Source organism: Enterobacter cloacae complex sp. IR5401 (genome assembly GCF_049238425.1).
Lineage (GTDB): Bacteria > Pseudomonadota > Gammaproteobacteria > Enterobacterales > Enterobacteriaceae > Enterobacter > Enterobacter hormaechei_C.
In genome coordinates, this window is the sequence record NZ_JBMKHN010000020.1 from 24,672 (window position 1) to 49,246 (window position 24,575).

Genomic DNA, 24,575 nt, shown 5'->3' on the forward strand with positions numbered 1-24,575 from the left:
TGTTCAGGTAAAATTTATTTATTCGGCATGCAAAGATATGAACTGTGGTCAGGAATGCCATATAATTTAGCCATGACGGATGCCCCAACCGGGCGTTTTTTGGTGAACAGGAGAGTCAAATGATTTTACGTGTACTGGGCGTTTCGCTGATTGGTTTAACACTGGCGGGTTGTGTGAATGACAGTTCACTCTCCGGCGACGTATATAGTGCTTCTGAAGCTAAACAGGTACAGAACGTGACATACGGTACTATCGTTAATGCCCGTCCTGTTCAGATTCAGGGTGGCGATGACACGAACGTGGTGGGCGCAATCGGCGGTGCTGTGCTGGGTGGTTTCCTGGGTAATACTATTGGCGGCGGCACCGGACGTTCTCTGGCGACCGCAGCGGGCGCAGTTGCAGGCGGCGTAGCGGGTCAGGGCGTTCAGGGTGCGATGAACAAAACTCAGGGCGTTGAGCTGGAAATCCGCAAAGACGATGGCAGCACTATTATGGTTGTGCAGAAACAGGGTAACACCCGCTTCTCTGCTGGCCAGCGTGTTGTTCTTGCAAGCAACGGCAGCCAGGTCACCGTCTCCCCGCGTTAATATCCTGATGGATGTGGTCTTTCAGACCGCATCCATTTACCAAAATCATCATTTCCAATAATATATTGGCACAATATATTCACATGATGAATTATTCATTTCACCCGTTCTTGTCCGTGCGCAAAGTATTTTTTATTTCCCTCGCTTAGACTCTTCGCAATCTCTTTTTCCTTTTTTAATTTTTAAATTCTCTATGCTTGCGATCTGTCGATTTGTAAAGAACCGCTTTGTGGCCTTCGCGCTTGGGTGCATTGTTATCATTGCCGTATTACAAGGTTTTTTTATAAAACTTGTTGAATGGGTTCCTTCGTTTTCACCTTTGTTTTTCCCTACGCTGACGATATTTCTTCTGGTGTTCCATCTGTTTATTGCCTGTTTTATGGCAATGAAATACTGGTGCGACAAAAGGCGATTATATCTTGTTCCCATTGCCCTGGCCTTTGCCGGTTCGGCGTTACTGATGGTGGGGACACTGGCCAGCTTCCCGGCCTGGCTTGATCTCTATCAGTTCAACGAAGCGAACTATAACGACGCCATGATTTTCTACATGTTCCGCCACTTTTTAATGGCGGTGCTGATGATCGTCGCAGCATTACTGTATACCCTGCGCAATTCTGCGCTCTCACGAAGCGCCCATGTTGGTATCGTTGTCGGCGCCTCGCTCTTTACGGGCTGTATGCTTGGGCTGGCATTGTTCTATTCCAGCCATTCAACCCTGCTCACACTGGACCTGGTGGATAATGAAACCCGACAGTTTATGGTTCTCTGGAGCCAGGCGATCAATATCATTTTGATCGTCCTGTGGGTAGTAACGTTAATCACCCTGTTGGCCATTACCCGCGTGAGGAATTTGTTTTGGGTCGGCGGCAATTTTTTATGTGTCTGTTATATCGTCACTCTGCTCATGCTATTGTTAGGCGGACACGCTGAAGATATTTCATGGTACCGGGCACGGTTATTCGAAACTGTCGCTACGTTAATGATTATTTTCATCTTACTTTCCGACGTATTTAATTTGTATCGTGACTCGCATGTAAAATATCAGCAGTCTTATCAAAATTCCATCCGCGACCCCCTCACCCGTCTTTATAATCGCAGCTATTTCTATGATTCATTAAATCACGCGCTAAACACGGCCACGGTGACACATCCGGTGTCGGTGGTCGTGAGCGATCTTGACCGTTTTAAACGCATTAACGACTGCTACGGTCATTTGCAGGGGGATAGGGTTTTACAGTTTGTCTCAAACCTGTTGACCGATTCGGTGCGACCGCAGGATATCGCGGCGCGGATCGGCGGCGAAGAGTTTGTGCTCATGCTGACAAATACACCGTCCGATGTCGCGCATCAGGTTGCCGAACGTATTCGCCTCAAGTTGAGCGGGTTTGACAAGGCCAGCAGCGGTGGGCAGCTTCCGGAACCGATTACCATTAGTATGGGAGTATTCACCGCTACCTCGCCGGAAACCAGCGCTGAAACCTGTGTGGAAAGCGCGGATAAAGCCATGTACGAGGCAAAAGAGACGGGCCGCAACCGGGTGGTGGTGTTCAGAACATGACAAAGGCCTTGCACGAGCAAGGCCAGTGAACAACGTCAGTCGCGCGACTGTAAATCGTGGATGTTTTGCTCAAGACGGGCGATGAGTCCGATCAGCATCTCCAGCTCAGCGGGTGAAATACCGGCCAGGATCTCTCCTCGCGTTTTACTGATGACGCTTTCCATCTCAGTAATAATCGGGGCCGCTTTTTCCGTCAATTTGATCCGCTTGGCGCGACGGTCGCTGGCGCAGGTTTGTCGGGAGATGAGTCCCTTCTCTTCCAGCTGGTCAAGGGTACGCACTAGGGAAGGCTGTTCAATACCAATCGCTTTTGCCAATTGGATCTGTGACTGATCGGGCGGAAGCTGATGGATGTTGTGCAGCGTAACCCAGTGCGTCTGTGTGAGTTCCAGAGGTTTCAGGCGATGGTCAATCAGAGCACGCCAGATGCGTACCAACCTTGCCAGATCAGAACCTAATGGCGATTCCAATTTCATCTCCTTATAATTAGCTTGCTAAGTGATTATAGTGATTTTAGAATAGTTTGCAGTATTTGTATTGCCAAAACAAATGCAATCACGGTATTCATCATTCCTTAAAGGATGATTTACACTGAACGGTAATGCGCCATCGCATTGAAATCTGCCATTGTGGCCCTCATTCCACCGCAAAGGATCGCTGCTTGTGACGTTGTTTTCCTTCTCCGCAGGGTTGCCCCTCCAGGATCTGATTGTTGGCGCATCGGTCTACTTTCCGCCACTGTTTAAAGCCGTGATGGTCGGTTTTGTGATCTGGCTCATTGCGCATCGTCTGCTGCGCGACTGGATGTATTCCGGTGAAATCTGGCACCCGATGTTAATGGATCTCTCCCTGTTTACCTTCTCCGTCTGTCTTGGCCTTGCCGTGTTAACCGTGTGGTGAGAATAGCATTGAAAACGTTAAAATATTTTTCCACTCTTTTCGTCTTAGCGCTGGCGCTTATCGCCGGCTGGTGGCTCTGGAATTATTACATGCAGTCGCCCTGGACGCGTGACGGCAAGATCCGCGCGGAACAGGTCAGCATCACGCCACAAGTGTCCGGCAGTATCAGCGCGCTGCTGGTGAAGGACAACCAGTTCGTTCATGCGGGTGATGTGTTATTCCGCATCGACGAGACCCCTTTTCACATTGCGGTGCTCAATGCCCAGGCGCAGCTCGCAAAAGCTCAATCCGATCTGGCAAAAGCCAATAACGAAGCCGAACGTCGCCGACATCTGTCGAGGAATTACATCTCTGCGGAAGATCTCGATACCGCCAATATCAATGTAAAAGCCATGCAGGCCAGCCTGAAGGTTGCAGAGGCAACGCTGAAACAGGCCGAGTGGCAACTGTCCCAGACCGTTGTCAAAGCTCCGGTGGATGGATGGATCACGAGCTTGTCGACCCGTGTGGGGGATTACGCCACCACAGGCCAGCCGGTCTTTGCCCTGGTCGACAGCCGCTCTTTCTATGTTGTAGGTTATTTTGAAGAGACCAAGCTGCGCCATATCCGCGAGGGAGCGCCTGCCCGAATCACGCTTTACAGCGGCGCAGAAACGTTACAGGGTCACGTTAGCAGCATAGGTCGGGCAATTTACGATCAGAGCGTGGAAACCGATTCTGGCCTGGTGCCCGACATCAAACCCAACGTACCGTGGGTGCGTCTGGCTCAGCGGGTGCCTGTTCGCGTCGAGTTTGATCAACTGCCGAAAGACATTACCTTGGTCTCTGGCACAACCTGCACCGTCGCCATCGGATCGCGATGATGAACCTGGGAGCTTTCTCCTGGCGCAATACGCCGTGGATAAAAGCGACACGGCCGCAGTGGCGTTACGCGCTGCGTAACGGCATCGCCATGTGCCTTGCGCTTACGGTTGCCTATTATCTGAATCTGGATGAGCCTTACTGGGCGATGACCTCTGCGGCGGTCGTCAGCTTCCCAACCGTCGGGGGCGTTATCAGTAAAAGCCTCGGGCGCGTGGCGGGTAGCCTGCTGGGGGCAACCGCCGCACTGCTTCTTGCCGGCCATACTCTGAACGATCCCTGGCTCTTTTTGTTAAGCATGTCGGCATGGCTGGGGCTGTGTACCTGGGCCTGCGCTCATTTTACCAATAACGTTGCCTATGCGTTTCAACTGGCGGGTTACACCGCGGCCATTATCGCCTTTCCGGTCGTCAACGTGCTGGATACCACTGAGCTGTGGGATATCGCCCAGGCACGCGTGTGTGAAGTGATGGTCGGCATTCTGTGCGGGGGCGTCATGATGATGATCCTGCCCAGTACCTCAGATGGCACTACGCTTATCACCGCACTTAAAACGATGCACGCACGTTTGCTGGAACATGCCAGCCTGCTCTGGCAGCCTGACAGCAGCGATGACATCCGCCTCGCGCACGAAAAGGTCATCGGCCAGATCCTGACCATGAACCTGTTGCGCATCCAGGCTTTCTGGAGCCACTACCGTTTTCGTCGCCAGAACACGCTTCTGAACTATTTATTGCACCAGCAATTGCGGATGACGAGCGCGATCTCGAGCCTTCGTCGGATGTTGCTGAACTGGCCTACCCCCCCAGCCCATACCCGGGAGATTATCGAGGCGCTGCTCGCTACCCTTGCGCGTTCGGATGCCGATATTTATACCGTGGCCCGCATTATCGCGCCGCTCGCCCCAGCGGATGAATATGACTACCGGCATCGCGCCTTCTGGCAGCGTCTAAACTATTTCTGCCGCCTGTATCTGCGCAGCAGCCGCTGGTTAAAAGCCGTCGAGAATGCCACGCCCGTCACCGAATTTTCCGTTCCCGGTAGTCCTGCTCTGGCGCGGCATACCGACGCAATGGAGGCGCTGTGGAGCGGTTTTCGTACGTTTTGCGCGTTGACGGCCATAGGCGCATGGGCCATCACCACGCAATGGGATGCGGGCAGTGCGGCCCTGACGCTTGCGGCAATCAGCTGCGTGCTCTATTCCGTCGCCGCTTCCCCCTTTAACTCCCTGACGCTTCTGCTGCGTACGCTGGTGCTGCTGTCGCTGTTCAGCTTCGTGGTGAAATTTGGTTTGATGGTGCAGATAACCGACCTCTGGCAATTTCTGCTGTTTCTCTTCCCGCTATTAACCACCATGCAGTTGCTCAAACTGCAAATGCCTAAACTGGCCGGTCTGTGGGGTCAGTTAATTGTTTTTATGGGCTCATTTATCTCTGTAACGAATCCACCGGTTTACGATTACGCTGATTTTCTCAACGACAACCTGGCGAAGATCCTCGGCGTGGGGCTGGCGTGGCTGGCTTTCGCCGTGCTACGCCCGGGCTCGGACGCGCGTAAAAGCCGCAGGCATATTCGGGAGTTGCGCAGGGGTTTTGTCGATCAGCTGAGCCGCAGGCCGCATCTGCGCGAAAGCGAGTATGAATCGCTGGTTTACCATCATGTCAGCCAGCTGAACAACAGCCAGGATTCACTCTCCCGTCGCTGGCTACTGCGCTGGGGCGTGGTGCTGCTAAACTGTTCGCACGTGGTGTGGCAGCTGCGCGCCTGGGAGACGCGTTCCGATCCGCTGTCGCAGGTCCGTGATAACTGTATTTCCATGCTCCGCGATGTGATGAGCGAGCGCGGGGTGCAGCAGCGCCCCCTGAGCGTCACGCTCGCCGAGCTTCAGCGTATTTGCGACACGCTGGCGCACCATCATCAGCCTGCGGCCCGCGATCTGGCATCCATTATCTGGCGGCTGCACTGCTCCCTGTCACAGCTTGAACAGGCGCCGCCACCCGGAACGATTGGCGATCAGATCACCCCGCAGGCATAGCGCGCCCCGCCGCCGCCAAGCGGTTCAGGTTGATCGGACATGTTATCGCCGCCCACGTGGACCATCAGCGCCTTGCCTTTGACCTCGTCAAGCTTTTTGAGTCGTGGCGCCACAACCGGATCGGTGGCTTTACCATCGTTATTTACCACCAGCACCGGCAGATCGCCGAGGTGCCCCATCCCTTCCGGGCCTTCATGCTTACCGGAGTTCTGCGGGTCGAGATGCCCCCCTGCGGCTTCCGCAGCTGTTGGTTTCCCCTCTTTCATCGCGGGTTGACAGCTGCCTTTAGCATGAACGTGAAAACCATGTTCGCCGGGTGGAAGAGCCTTGAGATCGGGAGCAAATTCCAGCCCTTTATCGGTTTCGGTGATTTTCACCGTCCCGATGGACTGACCTACCCCCTGAGAAGTGACGAGATTCATTTCAACGTCCTCGCTGGCTGCCTGCGCCCCTGCGCAAACAACCAGCGTGACCATTGCCAGAGCAAAACGCTTCATATGACCTCCACGGGTTATTTTTTGCACCTTAAGTCTATACCAGAGGCGCAGATTTCACCGGAAAGTCAGGTTCAGGCGTGCTCAGGGTACGTCGTAGCCCAGCGCCGCCTTACGAATGCGGAACCACTGCTGACGCGTCATATCCAGCTCCTCAGCAACAAGCGCAGCGCGGACACGCTCAATTTTGCCGGAGCCAATAATTGGCAGCGGTTTAGACGGCAGGCGCAGGATCCAGGCGTAAACCACCTGCTCGATACTCTCCGCATTCAGTTCGCGCGCCACCGTTTCAAGCTCGTTACGCAGCGGCTGGAATGCCTCATCGTTAAACAGACGGCCGCCTCCCAGGCAAGACCATGCCATTGGACGGATGCGCAGCTGTTGCAGTTGGTCGAGCGTGCCATCCAGCAGCAGCGGCTGATGAACAGGCGAGATCTCCACCTGATTCGTCGCCAGCGTAAACGGCAGGCGAGACTGCAATAGCGCAAACTGTGCCGGGGTGAAGTTAGACACGCCAAAATGGCGCACTTTGCCGCTCTGGTGCAGCGTCAGGAAGGCTTCCGCGACCTCATCCGCATCCATCAACGGATCGGGACGGTGGATCAGCAGCAGGTCGATACGATCGGTGGCCAGGTTGACCAGTGACTGCTCGGCGCTTTTAACGATATGCGCGCTGTCAGTGATGTAATGTCCAAGCGCATGCTCCGGTTTTGCTGTGGTGGCAATACCGCATTTGGTCACAATCTCCATTCGTTCACGCAGCCCCGGCGCACGCTTCAGCGCTTCGCCAAAGGCGGCCTCGCACTGATAGCCGCCATAAATATCAGCGTGATCGACGGTGGTGATCCCGAGATCGAGATGCTCTTCTATAAAGTCCGCCAGCTGGACCGGAGACATATTCCAGTCCATGAGGCGCCAGTAGCCCATAACGAATCGGGAGAATTCCGGGCCCTGTGGGGCAAGGGTAATACGCTGAACCATAACATTTTCCTCAAGGAAGTCATGTCACAAGTATACGCAATTACCCTGCTAAAACAGTGAAGGTTGCTGAGGTTCTTCGGGTTCAACCGCTTTATTTGCACGAATTTTACGCAGCAGACGCTGTCGGCAAAGCCGTAAGACCTCCTGCTTTTGCGCGTCGCTGAAATTTTGCCAGTTAAAACGTTCATCGCGCGTGCGCATGCAGCCACGACAGTATCCTCGTTCATCAACCTGGCAAATACCCCGGCACGGGCTCTGGACAGGGAAAAATTCCAGTTGCTCTGCCACACCTACCTCCAGAACGTCATTATTCCCTACAGTGAAGACCCTAAATGGCTTGCATGCAAGGATGTCTGCCACAAACAGGACATTAAGGTTTCGCTAATCTTCCCTTCTTATACTCGCCGCATTGATATAACGAATGGTCTGCTTATCATGTGGTTCGCAAAAAAGTTACACTGTAACGATATAAAATTTACTCTGGGCTGTGCATTTTTCTTTACCGTACTGAATGCACTGTTTATCCAGCGCAGCTGGTCAATTATTGCGCCTGCGCATCTGCACGATGTCCTGTTTGCTGCCAGCGTGCCGCTGGTACTGTTCTGCGGCTGGGTGATTGTCTTCAGCCTGTTAAATATCCCCTATATTCGTAAGCCGCTCCTGATTGTCCTGACCCTGGGATGCGCCGCCGCGACCTGGTTTATGTATACCTATGGCGCGGTTATCGATCAGAACATGATTGTGAACGTGTTCGAGACTAATTCTCAGGAAGCGACAGCCCTGGTGACGCCGCAGATGATCCTGTGGCTGGTCGTAGCGGGTCTGGTTCCATCTGTTGTGTTAGCCCTGACGCGCATTCGCACCGGAAAATGGTGGTATGCCCTCCTGACGCGCCTCGCCGCTATGCTGGGTGCGCTGCTGGTGATCATCCTGGTCGCGTCAGTGTTCTATAAAGACTATGCTTCGCTGTTCCGCAATAACAAAAGCATCGTAAAAATGGTCACCCCGGCGAATTACGTGAGCGCCGTGGTGAAATACAGCAAAATGCGCTGGTTTGCCGGCGACCAGACGCTGGTCCGCATTGGCGAAGATGCTCATAAAGGCGCGCTGATTGCCAGCCAACGCAAGAAAACCGTGCTGGTTGTGGTGGTGGGCGAAGCCTCCCGCGCCGCAAACTACTCGTTAAATGGTTACCCGCGTGAAACCAACCCCGAGCTGAAAAAGCAGGATGTCATCAACTTCCCGCGGGCCTCCTCCTGTGGCACGGAAACCGCTGTTTCCGTCCCCTGCATGTTCTCCGGCATGACGCGGAAAAAATATGACGCGGACCTCGCCCATCATCAGGAAGGTCTGCTTGATGTGCTTAACCACGCCGGGTTCAACCTGATGTGGCGCGACAACGACGGCGGATGTAAAGGCGCCTGCGACCGCGTGCCGCACACGGACATGACCCAGTGGAAACTGGATCAGTTCTGTAAGGACAAATCCTGTATCGACGACGTTAACCTGTACCGCCTGGACAACGTGCTGGATGGAATAAAGCAGGATACGGTTCTGGTTATTCACCTGATGGGCAGCCACGGTCCGGCCTATTACAAACGCTACCCTGATAGCTTCCGCAAGTTCACCCCAACCTGCGATACCAATGAAATTCAGGATTGCGATCATCAGCCGCTGATCAATACCTATGACAACACGATTCTGTATACCGACAGCGTCGTCAGCCGAACCATCGACGCACTGAAAGCCCGGCAGGCCAACATGAACACGGCGCTCATTTACCTCTCCGATCACGGTGAATCGCTGGGCGAAAGCGGAATTTACCTGCACGGTACGCCGTATATGCTGGCCCCGGAGCAGCAAACGCATATTCCTTTTATGTTCTGGCTCTCCCCGGATTATGCGAAAAACTTCGGCGTAAACACGGATTGCCTGCGTGACCATGCCGCAAAAGAGGCGGTTTCACAGGACAATTTATTCGCCACCGTTCTGGGCATGATGGACGTGAAATCAGCGGTTTATCAGCCGCAGCTGGATATTCTGTCACAGTGTCGTCGCCAAGCGGGCTTGCATTAGACCGAACGGTCTATTAGAGTAAGGACATGAGCAGACACACTGAACACGATACACGAGAACATTTGCTGGCTACCGGCGAGCGCCTTTGCATGCATCGCGGGTTTACCGGGATGGGGCTTAGCGAGTTGTTAAAAACCGCTGAAGTACCTAAGGGATCGTTTTATCACTATTTTCGTTCCAAAGAGGCGTTCGGCGTTGCCATGCTGGAGCGGCACTACGCCAGCTACCATCAGCGCCTGGCAGCCCACTTCGCCAGCGGTGAAGGTGACTACCGGGATCGTGTTCTGAACTACTATCAGGAAACGCTGACGCAGTTCTGTCAGCAGGGCATCATCAGCGGCTGCCTGACGGTAAAACTGTCTGCCGAAGTGTGCGATCTCTCCGAAGATATGCGCACCGCCATGGATAAAGGGGCCAGCGGCGTGATTGCACTGCTGGCTCAGGCGCTGGAGAGCGGGCGCAATGAAAAAACGCTCTCCTTCTCCGGCGATCCGCTCACGCAGGCACAGGTGCTCTATTCCCTCTGGTTAGGCGCCAACCTGCAAGCAAAAATGTCTCGCAGCGCCGTGCCGCTCGAAAGCGCGCTGGCGCACGTGAAAAACTGTATAACCGCGCCAGGCGTGTAGCCGGCGTTTTTATTTACCCTTTTACTAGTCGACTGGTCTACTCAGGAGCCATTATGTCCGCTGAAAAGCTGTTTACCCCACTGAAAGTGGGTGCCGTTACTGCCCCAAACCGCGTGTTTATGGCCCCACTCACCCGTCTGCGCAGCATCGAGCCGGGCGATATCCCAACGCCATTGATGGGTGAGTATTATCGTCAGCGCGCCAGCGCGGGCCTGATTATTTCCGAAGCCACGCAGATTTCTGCCCAGGCAAAAGGCTACGCCGGTGCGCCGGGTCTGCACAGCCCGGAACAGATCGCCGCGTGGAAAAAAATCACCGCAGGTGTTCATGCTGAAGATGGCCGTATTGCGGTTCAGCTGTGGCACACCGGTCGTATCTCACACAGCAGCATCCAGCCTGGCGGTCAGGCGCCGGTTTCTGCTTCTGCCCTGAACGCCAATACCCGCACTTCCCTGCGCGATGAAAACGGTAATGCGATCCGCGTTGACACCACCACGCCACGCGCGCTGGAGCTGGACGAGATCCCGGGTATTGTGAATGATTTCCGTCAGGCCGTCGCCAACGCCCGTGAAGCGGGCTTCGACCTGGTTGAGCTGCACTCTGCGCACGGTTACCTGCTGCATCAGTTCCTGTCCCCTTCTTCCAACCAGCGTACCGACCAGTACGGCGGCAGCGTTGAAAACCGCGCGCGTCTGGTGCTTGAAGTGGTGGATGCTGTCTGTAATGAGTGGAGCGCAGACCGCATTGGTATTCGTGTCTCCCCGATCGGTACTTTCCAGAACGTCGACAACGGTCCGAACGAAGAAGCAGACGCGCTGTATCTGATTGAAGAGCTGGCGAAACGCGGTATCGCCTATCTGCACATGTCCGAGCCGGACTGGGCAGGCGGCAAGCCTTATAGTGAAGCCTTCCGCCAGAAAGTGCGCGAGCGCTTCCACGGCGTGATTATCGGGGCGGGCGCGTATACGGCAGAGAAAGCTGAAGATCTGATCGGGAAAGGCCTGATCGACGCCGTGGCCTTTGGCCGTGACTACATTGCTAACCCGGATCTGGTTGCCCGTTTGCAGAAGAAAGCCGAACTGAACCCGCAGCGCCCTGAAAGTTTCTATGGCGGCGGCGCGGAAGGTTATACCGACTACCCTTCACTGTAATCCCGCTTTGTACATTGATAGCGGCGACCTTTCGCCGCTATACTAAAACATCGTTTCTGTTCACAAAGATAATCCATTCCACTGGTTAATGAGGAAATTATGCGCCTACTTCACACCATGCTGCGCGTTGGCGACCTGCAACGTTCCATCGATTTCTACACTAACGTTCTGGGCATGAAGCTGCTGCGCACCAGCGAAAATCCGGAATATAAATACTCTCTGGCGTTTGTCGGTTACGGCCCGGAATCTGATGAAGCGGTCATCGAGCTGACCTACAACTGGGGCGTAGACAGCTATGAGCTGGGTACGGCTTACGGACACATCGCGCTGGAAGTGGATAACGCCGCCGAAGCCTGCGAACGTATCCGCAGCAATGGCGGTAACGTCACCCGTGAAGCCGGTCCGGTTAAAGGCGGTACCACCGTCATTGCGTTTGTGGAAGATCCGGACGGTTATAAAATCGAACTGATTGAAGCCAAAGACGCTGGTCGCGGTCTGGGCAATTGATCCCTCAGGGCGCACTATGCGCCCGTTGTTTTGCTGCATCCCCTCTCAAAATTTGCCATAATGCGCACTGCTTTTTCCCCCTTGTAAGAGACCCTGATGTCCGATAACGCTCAATTTACCGGTCTGTGCGACCGTTTTCGTGGTTTTTATCCCGTTGTCATTGATGTAGAAACAGCCGGATTTAACGCTAAAACCGATGCGCTGCTTGAGATTGCCGCCATCACGCTGAAGATGGATGAACAGGGCTGGCTTGTACCGGACACCACGCTGCATTTCCACGTTGAACCCTTTGAAGGGGCAAACTTACAGCCAGAGGCGCTGGCCTTTAACGGTATCGATCCGACAAACCCGCTGCGCGGGGCGGTAAGCGAATACGAGGCGCTGCACGCCATATTCAAAATGGTGCGCAAAGGCATGAAAGAGAATGACTGTAGCCGCGCCATCATGGTAGCCCACAACGCTACGTTCGATCACAGCTTCACCATGGCTGCCGCCGAGCGCGCCTCGCTGAAGCGTAATCCATTCCATCCGTTTGTGACCTTCGACACCGCCGCGCTGAGCGGCCTGGCGCTGGGGCAAACCGTGCTCTCGAAAGCCTGCATCACGGCGGGTATTGCGTTTGACGGTACCCAGGCGCATTCCGCGTTATACGATACCGAGCGTACGGCGGAGCTGTTCTGTGAGATCGTCAACCGCTGGAAACGTCTGGGCGGCTGGCCGCTGCCGATGGGCGACGAGGCCGATCTTCAATCGTAGGTTGGGTTATCAACAGCCCCACAGGACAAAAAAAAGCGACCAACATAATGTGGTCGCTTTTTTATAGCCGCAGAAAACTTATTCTGCGTCCGGCTCTTCGGTTTTATACTTCGCCGCAGTCTCTTTGATCAGCTGTTGCAGTTCGCCGCGCTGATACATTTCAATCAGGATATCGCATCCGCCAACCAGTTCACCATCAACCCACAGCTGTGGGAAGGTCGGCCAGTTTGCGTATTTTGGCAATTCAGCGCGAATGTCCGGGTTTTGCAGGATATCAACGTAAGCAAAACGCTCACCACAGGCGGACAGCGCCTGAACCGCTTGCGCGGAGAAGCCGCAGCTTGGCAGCTTCGGAGAACCTTTCATGTACAGGAGAATCGGGTTTTCAGCGATCTGGCGCTGAATTTTTTCAATAGTGGTGCTCATGTCTTGCTTCCTTTAACTTCTGTTACGGCATCAGTCTGACATTGTAGCGGGTCAGGCCGACATCGGAAAATAACATTTTTGTCACGTCTAATTATTTTATCGCTTATCGCATAAAGTTGCATTGCTAATGTCGTTTATCGCCAGACGGGGTGCGGTTTTGCTTAAGGAGCGAACAGGAGTGCGTCAGAATGGTGAATTTTTTTGCACTTGCTAACGAAACATAATTTTTGAATGAAAAATGCTATTAACTTCTTCTGATTTTATGGATTAGAATCGACAGGTTTTGTAAATCTCACGCGGGTATGCATTGTGGCCTGCATTTATCAGGGGACTGCCCAGTGGCGCGGATAACTAAAATCTCGATGACGCTCTGTGCTTTACTGTTTACCACACTCTCATTTACGCCAGCGGCGAACGCCTCTGAACAGGCGCGGCATTCTGCTGTACAAAAAACGCATCTGGCAAAATCCACAGAACGTAAGAAAAAAACCACCAGCAAAACAGTTAAGAAGAAAATCACCGCTCAGACCAAAAAGACCGCCTCCAGTAAAACCAAAACTCTCCGCTCCGGCACGCACAAAACCACCCGCACAACCGCCAGCCTGGTGAATGAAAAATGCACCGTGCGCAAAGGCCATAAAACGAAATGCGCAAAAGTGACGAAGCTGGCTGACGTGCATAAAGCGCGCATGCAGAAAGCGCAAAAAACGGCGATGAACAAACTGATGGGGCAAATAGGTAAGCCGTATCGCTGGGGTGGCACCTCTCCGCGCACCGGTTTTGACTGTAGTGGGCTGGTTTATTATGCCTATAAAGATCTGGTGAAGTTTCGCATTCCACGCACCGCCAATGAGATGTACCATCTGCGCGACGCCGCCCCTGTAAACCGTGGCGAACTGCAAAATGGCGACCTGGTGTTCTTCCGCACCCAGGGACGCGGTACTGCCGATCACGTTGGGGTGTATGTGGGTAACGGTAAATTTATCCAGTCACCGCGCAGCGGTCAGGACATTCAGATCACCTCTCTCAGCGAAGATTACTGGGTGCGCCACTATGTGGGTGCGCGCCGCGTGATGACGCCAAAAACCATCCGCTAGCCCCTGCCCTGCCGCCTCTGTGGCAGGGTAAGTTCCTCTTTTGCATACCCTTTCAATTTGCTATTCTGTCCTTGTTGTCTGTAGGGTTATTGGCAACGTATAAAACTATAAGGAGAGAAGCAATGTCGTTCGAATTACCTGCACTACCGTATGCAAAAGACGCCCTGGCCCCGCATATTTCCGCGGAAACCCTGGAGTACCATTACGGCAAGCATCACCAGACCTATGTCACCAACCTGAATAACCTGATCAAGGGCACCGATTTTGAAGGCAAAACGCTGGAAGAGATCGTGCGCAGTTCAGACGGCGGCGTATTCAACAACGCCGCACAGGTGTGGAACCACACCTTCTACTGGAACTGCCTGGCCCCGAATGCAGGCGGAGAACCTGACGGTGAGCTGGCGGCAGCGATTAACGCCGCGTTCGGCAGTTTCGCGGATTTTAAAGCGAAGTTTACTGACGCAGCCGTTAAAAACTTTGGCTCCGGCTGGACCTGGCTGGTAAAAGAGGCTGATGGCAAACTGGCTATCGTTTCCACTTCTAATGCGGGTACCCCTCTGACCACCAGCGCCACGCCGCTGATGACCGTGGACGTATGGGAACACGCCTATTACATTGATTACCGTAATGCGCGCCCGAACTACCTGGAACACTTCTGGGCACTGGTTAACTGGGAATTTGTTGCGAAGAACTTCGCCGCGTAAGAGACACGCAGAAGGGGCAGCCCTTCTGCGTTTTTGTTTATTCCGCCGTACACACCGCTTGAGGCTGTTTACGACCAGACATTATCACCAGCAGCAGGCCGAGTGCGGCAATGATCGCCCCCATCACCGGCACAAAGCTATAACCCAAACCACCGGAGATCACCGCCCCGCCCGCTGCGGCCCCCAGCGCATTGCCCAGGTTAAACGCACCGATATTCACCGATGAAGAGAGCCCCGGCGCTTCGTGTGCAACGCGCATTACGCGCATCTGCAACGGTGGCACCACGGCAAAGGTTGCGGCGCCCCACACCACCATGGCAATCGCGGCACCCACTTCGTTACGCGCCAGCCACGGAATCGCCACCATGATGACAATCAGCAGCGTTAAAAAACCTTTCAGCGTCCCACTCACGGAGCGGTCGGCAAATTTCCCGCCGAGATAGTTGCCAATCGAGAACCCGACACCAATCAGCACCAGCATCGCGGTAACAAAGAGTGGCGTTGCGTGGGTTATGTCGTGCAGCACCGGGGAGATATAGGTGTAGAGCGTAAACATCGCCCCGGCCCCCAGCACCGTGGTGAGCAGCGCGGACAACACCTGAGGACGCATCAGCACCGCCAGCTCTTTACGTACTTCCGGACGTTCTCCAGCACTTCCTTTCGGCAGTGAGAAGAACAGCGCAACCATCGCGACCACGCCCAGTCCGGCGGTTGCGAGGAAAGACATACGCCAGCCGATGGCTTCTCCCAGCCAGGTGGCGGCGGGAACGCCGCCGATATTAGCGATGGTGAGGCCCATAAACATAGTGGCTACCGCGCTGGCCTGCTTATGTTTTGGCACCACGCTGGCAGCAACAACCGAGCCCAGTCCGAAGAAGGCGCCATGGTTGAGGCTGGTAAGAATGCGCGAAAGCATCAGAGTGGTGTAATCGGGCGAAATCGCGGAAAACACATTGCCGAGAGTGAAAATCGCCATCAGGAAAATCAGCGCGTTGCGGCGCGCACGGTGCGAAAGCAGCAGCGTCATCAGCGGCGCGCCCACCATCACGCCGATCGCGTAGGCGCTAATTAACATACCGGCCGCAGGGATAGAGACGTCTACCCCCCGGGCGATAACAGGCAATAACCCCATCGGGGAGAATTCAGTGGTGCCAATCCCAAAGGCGCCAATCGCCAGGGCCAGCAGGGGAAAATTGATTTTCATGAAGAGGCTCCGGATACCGTGCCATAACCCGGCACAGAACTAAGAAGTCAAAAGCATGACATCAATCACAAAAAATGAGAAGTTAACATTTTGGCAAAAGATTTTTGCCGGAGAGGTAACAGTAGCGGCAAGAGAGGGAGAAGGTTCTCCCTCCGCCTGAATCAGTGCAGTGCAGCGGTTAAACCACCGGCAACAATCAGAGCAAGAACAACAATGGTGGTAAACAGCGAAAACTTCAGATCGGTACTCATCAATTTTTCTCCTTTTATTCACCCTACGAAAAGTGAGCTTGCTCATTTTTACACAGTTCAGGTCAAAAATCTTCCAGGATTTAAACGGATATCCACTTTACCTCTTCCCCTTTTCATCAAGATAGGACAAAATTCCACGCTAAATTTATTAGCGTACCGGCCACTGACCCCCTCCTGACGTCCTGTGTCGTTTTCCCGGCGTGTCGCAACTCATGTTTGCGTAATAAGGGTGAGAGAAGGCAAACGTTTACCTTCAATTTTTTCAGGAGCTTAGGATATGGTCTGGAGTGACATTTAATGGCAACAATTAAAGACGTAGCAAAACGCGCAAACGTTTCCACTACAACCGTATCACATGTTATTAACAAAACGCGTTTCGTCGCTGAAGAGACGCGTAATGCCGTCTGGGCGGCAATCAAAGAACTGCACTACTCGCCAAGTGCCGTCGCCCGCAGCCTGAAGGTTAATCACACCAAATCGATTGGCCTGCTGGCCACCAGCAGTGAAGCGGCCTATTTTGCTGAAATCATCGAAGCCGTTGAAAAAAACTGCTTCCAGAAAGGCTATACCCTGATTCTGGGCAATGCGTGGAACAACATTGAAAAACAGCGCGCTTACCTGTCAATGATGGCGCAAAAGCGCGTCGACGGCCTGCTGGTAATGTGTTCTGAATACCCTGAGTCGGTCCTTTCCATGCTGGAAGAGTATCGCCACATTCCGATGGTAGTCATGGACTGGGGCGAGGCGCGCGCAGACTTCACCGACTCCGTTATTGATAACGCCTTTGAAGGCGGCTACATGGCGGGGCGTTATCTGGTAGAACGCGGTCATCGTGAAATTGGCGTGATCCCGGGTCCTCTGGAGCGTAACACCGGTGCTGGCCGTCTGGCCGGTTTCATGAAAGCGATGGAAGAGGCGCTGATCACCGTGCCGGAAAACTGGATTGTTCAGGGCGACTTCGAGCCGGAGTCAGGCTATCGCGCCATGCAGCAGATCGTCTCCCAGCCGCATCGCCCTACCGCGGTGTTCTGCGGCGGCGACATCATGGCGATGGGCGCGCTATGCGCGGCAGATGAACTCGGCCTGCGCGTCCCCCAGGATATCTCGGTGATCGGCTATGACAACGTGCGCAACGCCCGATTCTTTACCCCGGCGCTGACCACCATTCACCAGCCGAAAGATTCGCTGGGTGAAACGGCCTTCAACATGCTGCTGGACAGGATCGTCAACAAGCGTGAACAGTCCCAGTCCATTGAAGTTCACCCGCGCCTGATAGAACGCCGTTCCGTTGCGGACGGTCCGTTCCGCGACTACCGTCGTTAATCACTTTCCGGGGCCAGCTATGCTGGTTCCCGCAACCACTCCCGGTTCAGCGTTTCGCTGTCTCCCAGATAATCCAGCAGCCAGGCCATGGCGGGCGAGACGTCGTTTTGCTGCCACGTCAGACAGCATGCGGCATCCGGGAAGGGGTTTTCCAGCGTCAGAGCCACCCACTCTCCCGCGTCGATGCGCGGGCGCGCAAAATGCACCGGCACCATGCCAACGCACAGCCCCGCGCTCAGACAGGTGGCTGACGACTCCCAGTCCGGCGCGACCACGCGGCGCTGATTATCCAGCAACCAGGTAATGCGCTTGGGCAGCGAGCGGGAGGTATCTTCCAGCACCAGCGAGGGCCAGTTGCGTAATGTGTCATCGCTCAGCGGCCCTTCCAGCGCTGCCAGCGGGTGATCGCGCGCGACCACGCAGGTCCAGCTCAGCATGCCCATGTCGCGAAACGCGTAGCGCCCACCAACCGGGATCGCCTGGGTTGCACCAATCGCCATCTCCGCCCTGCCGTCCGCCAGCGCATCCCAGACGCCGTTGAACACTTCCTGCGAAACACGCAGTTCGACGTCGGAAAAATGACGATAGAAATCGACGATCATCTGCCGGGTCCGCTCCGGCTTAACAATGTTATCCACCGCGATAGCGAGATGCCCGCGCCAGCCGTTGGCGATCTGCTGGCACTGCTCACGGGTGATCTGCATTTTTTTGATGACAGACCGCCCTTCCTTCAAAAACCACGCTCCGGCAGGCGTGAGCTCCACGTCGCGATGACGCCGCTCGAACAGCGGCACCGCCAGCCACGCTTCCAGCTGACGCACCGTGTAACTGATCGCCGAGGGAACGCGATGCAGCTCCTGGGCGGCGCCGGTAAAGCTGCCGTTACGCGCCACGGCATCAACCACTTCAAGGGAATAATCTGACCACATCTTTAGCCTGCAAATTTTTTGAATGCGCCCGCCAAATATTAGCGTTTCACAAGCCGCTTTGCACTCCCTACACTCTGCGCCAACGTACACCTGCCTCCTCAGGAGAAAAAAAGTGCAACCCAGGAAAGGATTTTTAGTCTGGCTCGGCGGCTTAAGCGTGCTGGGCTTTTTGGCGACCGATATGTATCTGCCCGCGTTCGCCGCGATGCAGGAAGATTTGCAAACCCCTGCCGCCGCCATCAGCGCCAGTTTGAGTTTGTTCCTCGCCGGTTTTGCTTTTGCGCAATTGCTGTGGGGGCCGCTCTCGGATCGTTTTGGCCGTAAACCCGTCCTGTTGTTGGGGCTGGCGATTTTTGCCGCAGGCTGTCTGGGCATGCTGTGGGTCCGCGATGCCGCCTGGCTGCTGGCGCTGCGCTTTATTCAGGCGGTCGGTGTCTGTGCCGCTGCGGTGACCTGGCAGGCGCTGGTAACCGATTACTACCCCGCCTCGCGCACTAACCGCATATTCGCCACCATTATGCCCCTGGTCGGCCTGTCGCCGGCGCTTGCCCCGTTACTGGGCAGCTGGATCCTGGCGCATTTCGACTGGCAGGCCATTTTCGCCACGCTCTTTGCTATTACGCTGGTCCTGATGCTGCCCGCGTTCGGGCTTAAACCGGCGCATAAAAAAGAGACGCATCCGGACGCGAAGCCCATCACCTTTACCTCTTTAGTGCGGTCGAAAGCCTATCGCGGTAACGTGCTGATTTATGCCGCCTGCTCTGCCAGCTTCTTTGCCTGGCTAACCGGTTCGCCGTTCATTCTGCATGACATGGGCTACAGCCCGGCGGCTATCGGCCTGAGCTATGTACCACAGACCATCGCCTTCCTGGTGGGTGGCTATGGCTGTCGCGCCGCGCTGCAAAAATGGGAAGGCCAACGGATGCTGCCCTGGCTGCTGGTGCTGTATGCGCTAAGCGTGATTGCGACCTGGGCTGTCGGCTTTATTCCCGGCGCCGGGCTTGCAGAAATTTTGATTCCGTTCTGCGTCATGGCGATCGCTAACGGGGCCATCTACCCTATCGTTGTAGCCCAGGCGTTGCGTCCATTTCCGCAGGCGACAGGCCGCGCTGCCGCGCTGCAAAATACCCTGCAACTTGGCCTGTGCTTCCTGGCAAGTCTCGTGGTCTCTGCGTTGATTGCAACCCCGCTGCTCACCACTACCAGCGTGATGCTGATCACCGTTGCGCTGGCGGGATTGGGTTATCGCATGCAGTCCTCCGCGCTTCGCGAGCAGAATGACAATGCACAAACCGAAACGTCGCACGCCTGATTGCGCGGGAAACTATGTTAAAAACCAGTGATTAGGTAGCTAACAATTTTCTGTTGAATCACCAAATTTTGCGGCCTATACTGAATTTGGTTCGATTAAATACGATAAATATTAAGTGTTAACGGGAGCCGGAGCGCTCCCGTTTTACCATGGAAGGCATTTCGGCAAGGGTTATCTCCCTTCCTCTGTTCTACGTCGGATATTAGCCTCGCGGGCATTTACCGTGAGATTTCTCACAAACCAAAAAAGCGTCTACGCTGTTTTAAGGTTCTGATCACAGCAAGGTGATGGAGAAGCTATGAGTTCATCGTGTATAGAAGAAGTCAGCGTTCCGGACGATAACTGGTCCCGGATCGTCAGTGAACTGTTGGGACGTGCGGGCATTACGATTAATGGCTCATCCCCCTCCGATCCCCAGATAAAGCATCCCGATTTTTTCAAACGCGTGTTACAGGAGGGATCGTTAGGGCTGGGTGAAAGCTATATGGACGGCTGGTGGGAGTGTGAGCGGCTGGATATGTTCTTCTCCAGCGTGTTACGCGCCGGTCTTGAAAAACAGCTCCCTCGTCATTTCAAAGATACCTTACGTATCGCCTCCGCCCGCCTGTTCAATCTGCAAAGTAAAAAACGGGCATGGATCGTCGGTAAAGAGCATTACGACCTTGGCAACGATTTGTTCAGCCGTATGCTCGATCCTTTAATGCAGTACTCCTGCGGATACTGGAAAAAAGCGACGACCCTGGAAGAGGCGCAGCAGGATAAGCTGCAACTGATCTGCGATAAATTGCAGTTACAGCCCGGTATGCGTGTGCTGGACATCGGCTGTGGCTGGGGTGGTCTTGCCTGGTTTATGGCGAAAAATTACGGCGTCAGCGTAGTCGGCGTCACGATTTCGGCTGAACAGCAGAAGATGGCGCAGGAACGCTGTCTGGGACTGGATGTTGATATTCGGCTTCAGGACTACCGCGACCTGAATGAGCAGTTCGATCGTATTGTTTCCGTAGGTATGTTCGAGCACGTGGGGCCGAAGAACTACAAGACCTACTTTGAGGTCGCCGATCGTAACCTGAAGCCTGACGGAATTTTCCTGCTACACACCATCGGCTCTAAGCGCACCGATAACAATGTGGACCCCTGGATCAACAAATATATCTTCCCGAATGGCTGTTTACCCTCTGTTCGCCAGATTGCGAACGCCAGCGAACCGCATTTTATTGTGGAAGACTGGCATAACTTCGGCGCAGATTACGACACGACCCTGATGGCCTGGCATGAACGTTTCCAGGCTGCATGGCCTGAAATCGCCGACAACTATTCGGAACGATTCAAACGGATGTTTAGCTATTATCTGAATGCCTGTGCGGGCGCGTTCCGTGCGCGGGATATACAGCTGTGGCAGGTGGTGTTTAGTCGTGGGATTGAGCACGGCTTGCGGGTGGCTCGCTGAAAAAATAACCCCGGTTTCCCGGGGTTAATTTTTATTCTTCTTCCACGGTCTTTATTATCGCCGCCTCTTTCGCCGCCAGCACGCGCTCAACGGTATCCACGACCGCCTGGGTCTGCGGATCAATTTCGATATTTACGCGCTGCCCCAATTTTTTTGCGCCAAGCGTAGTACGTTGCAGCGTTTCAGGAATTAAATGCACGCAAAAACGCGTTGGCGTCACTTCACCGACGGTCAGACTAATCCCATCGATGCCAATAAATCCTTTATAAAGGATGTATTTCATTAATGACGGATCCTGCACCTTGAACCAGATTTGACGGTTATTTTCCGAGGTCACGATTTTCGCCACTTCTGCGGTGGTCATAATATGGCCCGACATCAGATGCCCACCAATCTCATCGCTGAATTTCGCCGCGCGTTCAACGTTGATGATATCTCCTACCACCAGCTCACCCAGGTTAGTGATGCGCAGCGTCTCTTTCATTAAATCAAAGCTAATCTGATTACCGTTAATTTCGGTCACCGTCAGGCAGCAGCCGTTATGCGCTATCGACGCCCCGGTTTCAATGCCGTCGAGCATATATTCAGGCAGCTCAACCACGTGAGTGCGGAAATTCGGTTTTTCATCAATGGACACCACTTTGGCAGTGCCCTGCACAATACCAGTAAACATGCTTACAGCTCCTGTTCATTCCGAACGGCGATAACACCGTATAATCCCACCACAATAACAGTTGAAAAAACAGGTTGCCAGTGATGCGCAATTTCTGGCGATTTTTTCACTAGATAATTAGTTAAACCCCGCTACAATAGCTGGCATCCCTCTGTTTTTTCTTCTTGCTGCCAGTAACGGCGGCCTTTTTAGTCTCTCAAATAACTACAATACAAAGGTGTTCACGTGCAGAAGTATATGATCGAAGCGCGTCAGTTATTGGCACTGGCAATACCGGTGATCGTCGCGCAGGTAGCCCAAACCGCAATGGGATTTGTGGATACGGTAATGGCCGGTGGTTACAGCGCCACCGATATGGCCGCCGTGGCGATCGGAACCTCAATCTGGCTCCCGGCCATTCTGTTTGGTCACGGCCTGCTGCTGGCGCTAACGCCCGTCATCGCACAGCTTAACGGCTCCGGTCGACGTGACCGCGTGGCCCATCAGGTGCGCCAGGGCTTCTGGCTGGCCGGGTTCGTCTCCGTCCTGATTATGATCGTCCTGTGGAACGCCGGGTATATTATTCGCGCCATGCATAATATCGACCCGGCGCTGGCGGATAAGGCGGTCGGTTATCTGCGCGCCCTGCTCTGGGGCGCGCCCGGCTATCTGTTCTTCCAGGTGGCACGTAACCAGTGTGAAGGGCTGGCAAAAACCAAGCCGGGCATGGTGATGGGCTTTATCGGCTTGCTGGTGAACATTCCCGTGAACTATATCTTCATTTACGGTCATTTTGGCATGCCGGAACTCGGCGGCGTGGGCTGCGGCGTGGCGACGGCAGCGGTGTACTGGGTGATGTTCGGAAGCATGCTCACCTACATTAAGCATGCGCGATCCATGCGCGACATTCGCAACGACACCGCCTTTAGCACGCCTGACTGGTCGATGTTGACCCGCCTGACACAGCTGGGTCTGCCCATTGCGCTGGCGCTGTTCTTTGAAGTGACGCTGTTTGCCGTCGTCGCCCTGCTGGTCTCGCCGTTAGGGATTATTGATGTGGCAGGCCACCAGATCGCGCTGAACTTCAGCTCTTTGATGTTTGTTCTGCCGATGTCGCTGGCGGCTGCGGTGACGATTCGCGTGGGCTTCCGTCTGGGGCAAGGTTCTACGCTGGATGCGCAAACGGCTGCCCGCACCGGGCTGGGCGTCGGCGTCTGCATGGCGGTCTGTACCGCCCTCTTTACCGTGCTGTTGCGTGAGCAAATTGCCCTGCTCTATAACGACAACCCGGAGGTAGTGACTCTGGCCTCGCACCTGATGCTGCTGGCGGCCATTTATCAGATCTCTGACTCCATCCAGGTCATTGGCAGCGGCGTGCTGCGTGGGTATAAAGATACGCGTTCCATCTTCTTTATCACCTTTATTGCCTACTGGGTGCTGGGCCTGCCGAGTGGTTACATTCTGGCGCTCACGGATCTGGTGGTGGATCGCATGGGGCCAGCCGGATTCTGGATGGGCTTTATCATCGGCTTAACGTCTGCGGCCATTATGATGATGCTGCGCATGCGTTTCCTGCAACGTCAGCCCTCTACGGTTATTTTGCAGCGCGCTGCACGTTAATGACCCTGTAGCCGACGGCTGGCGGCTACTTTCTCTTCACTTTGCGCGGTAATAAAGCAATCGCGTGAAATCAGAGAGAAAAATGCATTTTCCCTCTTGCCACCTTGGTGCTGTGCCGCTAATATTCGTCCCCGTTGTCACCGACAACACAATGCGTTCATAGCTCAGTTGGTTAGAGCACCACCTTGACATGGTGGGGGTCGTTGGTTCGAGTCCAATTGAACGCACCATCTTGCGTCTGTAGCTCAGTTGGTTAGAGCACCACCTTGACATGGTGGGGGTCGATGGTTCGAGTCCATTCAGACGCACCAATCTGTTTTCTCTCACATTTCATTCCCGTTCAGCCTCATGCAGAGGCAGCAAACCTTTTAAGCACATCGAAAGTGACCTCCAGCCCGCGCGTACCGGGAAAAGCGGAATGGCATAAGCCCCATCAGGTTAGCAAAACGCCCGGCGTTTGCCGGGCGTGAAAACAACGTCAGTCAACGATTACGGCTTATGTTCAATCGCTGGGTTGTTGTTGATGGCGATGCGCTGCGGTTTCTCTTCTTCCGGGATATCCTGGTGTAATTCAATTGCCAGTAAGCCGTTTTCCAGCGAAGCGCCGGTCACTTTCACATGCTCCGGCAGACTATAGCTGGCCCGGAAGTCGCTGCGGCTGATACCCCGATGGATCCACCCTTCTTCGCCGTTTTCGGTTTTCTCCTCTTCACGTTTACCGCTGATATTCAGCTGACCGCCAACGGTTTCAATTTCCAGTTCGCTCTCTTTCCAGCCCGGCACGCTGAGCGTCAGTTCATAGCGGTTATCGCCCAGCCGCCGGATATTGTAAGAAGGCGTGGAGGGCAACGGCGTACTGCCGGTTAGCTGGCTAAAAAGGCGATCGATACGGTTAAAACGGTCCGCAAACAGAGAGTCGGAGAGATCGTTCAACACGGGAAAGGTTCTGAGAGTCATCATGTACCTCCTGAACAGTAAAAAAGAATATTCAAAAAGTTCATGTCTTATGGGCAGGTGTTCCTTACCCGCTTTCTATATGAGGTTACCGCAAAATATTTCAACCTCAGGAGCCTGCAAA

At 54.4% G+C, this 24,575-nt stretch carries 26 protein-coding genes and 2 tRNA genes; 18 read left to right on the plus strand and 10 right to left on the minus strand.

What is annotated here, in order from left to right; all coding sequences use genetic code 11:
- The first annotated feature begins 119 nt into the window (after positions 1–119).
- On the plus strand, positions 120–587 hold the full coding sequence (gene slyB, locus ACOTX1_RS20995) for an outer membrane lipoprotein SlyB (protein ID WP_003857604.1): 468 nt from the start codon (positions 120–122) through the stop codon (positions 585–587).
- A gap of 193 nt (positions 588–780) precedes the next feature.
- Positions 781–2,145, plus strand: a complete 1,365-nt coding sequence (locus tag ACOTX1_RS21000) for a GGDEF domain-containing protein (RefSeq protein ID WP_023313968.1) — start codon at positions 781–783, stop codon at positions 2,143–2,145.
- A 35-nt stretch (positions 2,146–2,180) separates the two neighbouring features.
- Here ACOTX1_RS21000 and slyA read toward each other — a convergent pair whose 3' ends face one another.
- Positions 2,181–2,621 (minus strand): transcriptional regulator SlyA, encoded by a 441-nt coding sequence (gene slyA / locus ACOTX1_RS21005; RefSeq protein ID WP_032634142.1) that lies wholly within the window; start codon positions 2,619–2,621, stop codon positions 2,181–2,183.
- 187 nt (positions 2,622–2,808) lie between these two features.
- On the opposite strand from slyA, the gene ACOTX1_RS21010 reads away from it, so the two are divergent.
- From ACOTX1_RS21010 to ACOTX1_RS21020, 3 genes are read left to right on the plus strand one after another with little or no spacing between them, the layout of a single operon-like run.
- A complete protein-coding gene (locus ACOTX1_RS21010; protein ID WP_023313966.1) occupies positions 2,809–3,045 on the plus strand; it encodes a DUF1656 domain-containing protein in 237 nt (78 codons plus the stop codon).
- Between the two features lie 2 nt (positions 3,046–3,047).
- Positions 3,048–3,908, plus strand: coding sequence for an HlyD family secretion protein (locus ACOTX1_RS21015; protein ID WP_032634533.1), 861 nt, complete (start codon positions 3,048–3,050; stop codon positions 3,906–3,908).
- Positions 3,908–5,941 carry an FUSC family protein gene (locus ACOTX1_RS21020; protein ID WP_032634530.1) on the plus strand — a complete coding sequence of 678 codons (2,034 nt, stop codon included), beginning with the start codon at positions 3,908–3,910 and terminating at the stop codon, positions 5,939–5,941. The genes ACOTX1_RS21015 and ACOTX1_RS21020 overlap by 1 nt, the downstream gene beginning before the upstream one ends.
- On the opposite strand, the gene sodC is transcribed toward ACOTX1_RS21020, so the two are convergent.
- The 3 genes from sodC to ACOTX1_RS21035 form a co-directional block, all read right to left on the minus strand.
- Positions 5,920–6,438 (minus strand): superoxide dismutase [Cu-Zn] SodC, encoded by a 519-nt coding sequence (gene sodC, locus ACOTX1_RS21025; RefSeq protein ID WP_023313963.1) that lies wholly within the window; start codon positions 6,436–6,438, stop codon positions 5,920–5,922. The two genes, ACOTX1_RS21020 and sodC, sit on opposite strands and share 22 nt — an antisense overlap.
- Before the next feature lie 81 nt (positions 6,439–6,519).
- Positions 6,520–7,416: an aldo/keto reductase gene (locus tag ACOTX1_RS21030; RefSeq protein WP_023313962.1), complete on the minus strand. Its 897-nt coding sequence runs from the start codon at positions 7,414–7,416 to the stop codon at positions 6,520–6,522.
- 48 nt (positions 7,417–7,464) lie between these two features.
- Positions 7,465–7,704, minus strand: a complete 240-nt coding sequence (locus ACOTX1_RS21035; protein ID WP_003857614.1) for a DUF1289 domain-containing protein — start codon at positions 7,702–7,704, stop codon at positions 7,465–7,467.
- Positions 7,705–7,851: 147 nt separating this feature from the next.
- Between ACOTX1_RS21035 and eptA the strand changes: the two genes are divergently transcribed.
- From eptA to rnt, 5 genes are all read left to right on the plus strand, one after another.
- Entirely contained in the window at positions 7,852–9,492 is a 1,641-nt protein-coding gene (gene eptA, locus ACOTX1_RS21040; protein ID WP_032634528.1) for a phosphoethanolamine transferase EptA, read from the plus strand.
- A 26-nt stretch (positions 9,493–9,518) separates the two neighbouring features.
- Positions 9,519–10,118, plus strand: coding sequence for a TetR/AcrR family transcriptional regulator (locus ACOTX1_RS21045; protein ID WP_003857618.1), 600 nt, complete (start codon positions 9,519–9,521; stop codon positions 10,116–10,118).
- Positions 10,119–10,171: 53 nt separating this feature from the next.
- Positions 10,172–11,269, plus strand: coding sequence for an alkene reductase (locus ACOTX1_RS21050; protein ID WP_015570682.1), 1,098 nt, complete (start codon positions 10,172–10,174; stop codon positions 11,267–11,269).
- Positions 11,270–11,368: 99 nt separating this feature from the next.
- Positions 11,369–11,776 (plus strand): lactoylglutathione lyase, encoded by a 408-nt coding sequence (gloA, locus tag ACOTX1_RS21055; RefSeq protein ID WP_003857623.1) that lies wholly within the window; start codon positions 11,369–11,371, stop codon positions 11,774–11,776.
- A gap of 96 nt (positions 11,777–11,872) precedes the next feature.
- Positions 11,873–12,532, plus strand: coding sequence for a ribonuclease T (rnt, locus tag ACOTX1_RS21060; RefSeq protein WP_003857625.1), 660 nt, complete (start codon positions 11,873–11,875; stop codon positions 12,530–12,532).
- Positions 12,533–12,610: 78 nt separating this feature from the next.
- Here the strand turns inward: rnt and grxD are convergent, their stop codons facing one another.
- Positions 12,611–12,958, minus strand: coding sequence for a monothiol glutaredoxin 4 (gene grxD / locus ACOTX1_RS21065; protein WP_003832760.1), 348 nt, complete (start codon positions 12,956–12,958; stop codon positions 12,611–12,613).
- A gap of 338 nt (positions 12,959–13,296) precedes the next feature.
- Here grxD and ACOTX1_RS21070 point away from each other — a divergent pair, with 338 nt between their 5' ends.
- A complete protein-coding gene (locus ACOTX1_RS21070) occupies positions 13,297–14,055 on the plus strand; it encodes a C40 family peptidase (protein ID WP_023313959.1) in 759 nt (252 codons plus the stop codon).
- A gap of 122 nt (positions 14,056–14,177) precedes the next feature.
- Positions 14,178–14,759: a superoxide dismutase [Fe] gene (sodB, locus tag ACOTX1_RS21075; RefSeq protein WP_023313958.1), complete on the plus strand. Its 582-nt coding sequence runs from the start codon at positions 14,178–14,180 to the stop codon at positions 14,757–14,759.
- 37 nt (positions 14,760–14,796) lie between these two features.
- Here sodB and ACOTX1_RS21080 read toward each other — a convergent pair whose 3' ends face one another.
- Together ACOTX1_RS21080 and ACOTX1_RS21085 are read right to left on the minus strand one after the other, a co-directional pair.
- Positions 14,797–15,963, minus strand: coding sequence for an MFS transporter (locus tag ACOTX1_RS21080; RefSeq protein WP_003857631.1), 1,167 nt, complete (start codon positions 15,961–15,963; stop codon positions 14,797–14,799).
- A gap of 161 nt (positions 15,964–16,124) precedes the next feature.
- Positions 16,125–16,214 (minus strand): YnhF family membrane protein, encoded by a 90-nt coding sequence (locus ACOTX1_RS21085; protein WP_003857632.1) that lies wholly within the window; start codon positions 16,212–16,214, stop codon positions 16,125–16,127.
- Positions 16,215–16,511: 297 nt separating this feature from the next.
- On the opposite strand from ACOTX1_RS21085, the gene purR reads away from it, so the two are divergent.
- Complete coding sequence (purR, locus tag ACOTX1_RS21090) at positions 16,512–17,537, plus strand: HTH-type transcriptional repressor PurR (RefSeq protein ID WP_003857634.1); 1,026 nt, start codon at positions 16,512–16,514, stop codon at positions 17,535–17,537.
- A 17-nt stretch (positions 17,538–17,554) separates the two neighbouring features.
- On the opposite strand, the gene punR is transcribed toward purR, so the two are convergent.
- Positions 17,555–18,466 (minus strand): DNA-binding transcriptional activator PunR, encoded by a 912-nt coding sequence (gene punR / locus ACOTX1_RS21095; RefSeq protein ID WP_003857638.1) that lies wholly within the window; start codon positions 18,464–18,466, stop codon positions 17,555–17,557.
- 112 nt (positions 18,467–18,578) lie between these two features.
- On the opposite strand from punR, the gene punC reads away from it, so the two are divergent.
- Positions 18,579–19,778: a purine nucleoside transporter PunC gene (punC, locus tag ACOTX1_RS21100; RefSeq protein ID WP_023313956.1), complete on the plus strand. Its 1,200-nt coding sequence runs from the start codon at positions 18,579–18,581 to the stop codon at positions 19,776–19,778.
- 298 nt (positions 19,779–20,076) lie between these two features.
- Complete coding sequence (cfa, locus tag ACOTX1_RS21105) at positions 20,077–21,225, plus strand: cyclopropane fatty acyl phospholipid synthase (protein WP_003857641.1); 1,149 nt, start codon at positions 20,077–20,079, stop codon at positions 21,223–21,225.
- A 31-nt stretch (positions 21,226–21,256) separates the two neighbouring features.
- On the opposite strand, the gene ACOTX1_RS21110 is transcribed toward cfa, so the two are convergent.
- Positions 21,257–21,898: a riboflavin synthase gene (locus ACOTX1_RS21110; protein WP_003857643.1), complete on the minus strand. Its 642-nt coding sequence runs from the start codon at positions 21,896–21,898 to the stop codon at positions 21,257–21,259.
- Between the two features lie 225 nt (positions 21,899–22,123).
- Here ACOTX1_RS21110 and mdtK point away from each other — a divergent pair, with 225 nt between their 5' ends.
- The 3 genes from mdtK (at position 22,124) to ACOTX1_RS21125 (ending at position 23,808) form a co-directional block, all read left to right on the plus strand.
- Positions 22,124–23,497 (plus strand): MdtK family multidrug efflux MATE transporter, encoded by a 1,374-nt coding sequence (gene mdtK / locus ACOTX1_RS21115; RefSeq protein WP_032634141.1) that lies wholly within the window; start codon positions 22,124–22,126, stop codon positions 23,495–23,497.
- 153 nt (positions 23,498–23,650) lie between these two features.
- Positions 23,651–23,727 (plus strand) — tRNA-Val (locus ACOTX1_RS21120).
- A gap of 4 nt (positions 23,728–23,731) precedes the next feature.
- A tRNA-Val gene (locus tag ACOTX1_RS21125) sits at positions 23,732–23,808 on the plus strand.
- 178 nt (positions 23,809–23,986) lie between these two features.
- On the opposite strand, the gene ACOTX1_RS21130 is transcribed toward ACOTX1_RS21125, so the two are convergent.
- Positions 23,987–24,457, minus strand: a complete 471-nt coding sequence (locus ACOTX1_RS21130; protein ID WP_003857647.1) for an Hsp20 family protein — start codon at positions 24,455–24,457, stop codon at positions 23,987–23,989.
- Positions 24,458–24,575: the final 118 nt, after the last annotated feature.

What these genes read in the sequence shown, in the direction of transcription:
- purR (WP_003857634.1), top strand. Translation starts at nt 16,512, where the DNA reads ATGGCAACAATTAAAGACGTAGCAAAACGCGCAAACGTTTCCACTACA.
- ACOTX1_RS21020 (WP_032634530.1), top strand. Translation starts at nt 3,908, where the DNA reads ATGAACCTGGGAGCTTTCTCCTGGCGCAATACGCCGTGGATAAAAGCG.
- rnt (WP_003857625.1), top strand. Translation starts at nt 11,873, where the DNA reads ATGTCCGATAACGCTCAATTTACCGGTCTGTGCGACCGTTTTCGTGGT.
- sodB (WP_023313958.1), top strand. Translation starts at nt 14,178, where the DNA reads ATGTCGTTCGAATTACCTGCACTACCGTATGCAAAAGACGCCCTGGCC.
- ACOTX1_RS21000 (WP_023313968.1), top strand. Translation starts at nt 781, where the DNA reads ATGCTTGCGATCTGTCGATTTGTAAAGAACCGCTTTGTGGCCTTCGCG.
- ACOTX1_RS21030 (WP_023313962.1), bottom strand. Translation starts at nt 7,416, where the DNA reads ATGGTTCAGCGTATTACCCTTGCCCCACAGGGCCCGGAATTCTCCCGA.
- ACOTX1_RS21130 (WP_003857647.1), bottom strand. Translation starts at nt 24,457, where the DNA reads ATGATGACTCTCAGAACCTTTCCCGTGTTGAACGATCTCTCCGACTCT.
- ACOTX1_RS21045 (WP_003857618.1), top strand. Translation starts at nt 9,519, where the DNA reads ATGAGCAGACACACTGAACACGATACACGAGAACATTTGCTGGCTACC.
- ACOTX1_RS21110 (WP_003857643.1), bottom strand. Translation starts at nt 21,898, where the DNA reads ATGTTTACTGGTATTGTGCAGGGCACTGCCAAAGTGGTGTCCATTGAT.
- sodC (WP_023313963.1), bottom strand. Translation starts at nt 6,438, where the DNA reads ATGAAGCGTTTTGCTCTGGCAATGGTCACGCTGGTTGTTTGCGCAGGG.
- slyA (WP_032634142.1), bottom strand. Translation starts at nt 2,621, where the DNA reads ATGAAATTGGAATCGCCATTAGGTTCTGATCTGGCAAGGTTGGTACGC.
- cfa (WP_003857641.1), top strand. Translation starts at nt 20,077, where the DNA reads ATGAGTTCATCGTGTATAGAAGAAGTCAGCGTTCCGGACGATAACTGG.
- ACOTX1_RS21080 (WP_003857631.1), bottom strand. Translation starts at nt 15,963, where the DNA reads ATGAAAATCAATTTTCCCCTGCTGGCCCTGGCGATTGGCGCCTTTGGG.
- ACOTX1_RS21050 (WP_015570682.1), top strand. Translation starts at nt 10,172, where the DNA reads ATGTCCGCTGAAAAGCTGTTTACCCCACTGAAAGTGGGTGCCGTTACT.
- punR (WP_003857638.1), bottom strand. Translation starts at nt 18,466, where the DNA reads ATGTGGTCAGATTATTCCCTTGAAGTGGTTGATGCCGTGGCGCGTAAC.
- slyB (WP_003857604.1), top strand. Translation starts at nt 120, where the DNA reads ATGATTTTACGTGTACTGGGCGTTTCGCTGATTGGTTTAACACTGGCG.
- grxD (WP_003832760.1), bottom strand. Translation starts at nt 12,958, where the DNA reads ATGAGCACCACTATTGAAAAAATTCAGCGCCAGATCGCTGAAAACCCG.
- eptA (WP_032634528.1), top strand. Translation starts at nt 7,852, where the DNA reads ATGTGGTTCGCAAAAAAGTTACACTGTAACGATATAAAATTTACTCTG.
- ACOTX1_RS21085 (WP_003857632.1), bottom strand. Translation starts at nt 16,214, where the DNA reads ATGAGTACCGATCTGAAGTTTTCGCTGTTTACCACCATTGTTGTTCTT.
- gloA (WP_003857623.1), top strand. Translation starts at nt 11,369, where the DNA reads ATGCGCCTACTTCACACCATGCTGCGCGTTGGCGACCTGCAACGTTCC.